At 66.3% G+C, this 528-nt stretch carries 1 protein-coding gene; it reads left to right on the forward strand.

What is annotated here, in order from left to right; translation table 11 throughout:
* Positions 1-528 (forward strand): methyl-accepting chemotaxis protein (locus tag ACYVB7_RS19160; protein ID WP_460510471.1); only part of this gene is annotated, 528 nt, incomplete at both ends.

Raw genomic sequence — 528 nt, forward strand, 5'->3', positions numbered from 1 at the left:
CAGACCATTGCCGACGTCAACGCCACCACCGACACCATCGCCAGCGCCACCCAGCAGGTGTCTTCCACCGCCCAAAGCCTGTCGCAGGCCTCCAGCGAGCAGGCCGCCAGCGTGGAAGAAACCTCGGCCAGCATCGAGCAGATGGCCGCCAGCATCAACCAGAACACCGAGAACGCCAAGGTGGCCGATGGCATGAGCGCCGATGGCAGCAAGAAGGCCGCTGAAGGCGGTCAGGCCGTCAACGAAACCGTGGGCGCGATGAAGGACATCGCCCAGAAGATCGGCATCATCGACGACATCGCCTACCAGACCAACCTGCTGGCCTTGAACGCCGCCATCGAAGCAGCCCGGGCCGGGGAACACGGCAAGGGTTTTGCTGTGGTGGCCGCCGAGGTGCGCAAGCTGGCCGAACGCAGCCAGGTGGCGGCACAAGAGATTGGCCAGCTGGCCAGCAACTCGGTGGGCATGGCCGAACGGGCGGGCAAGCTGCTCGACGAGATCGTGCCCGCCACCCGCCGCACGGCTGAG

Source organism: Hydrogenophaga soli (genome assembly GCF_054777695.1).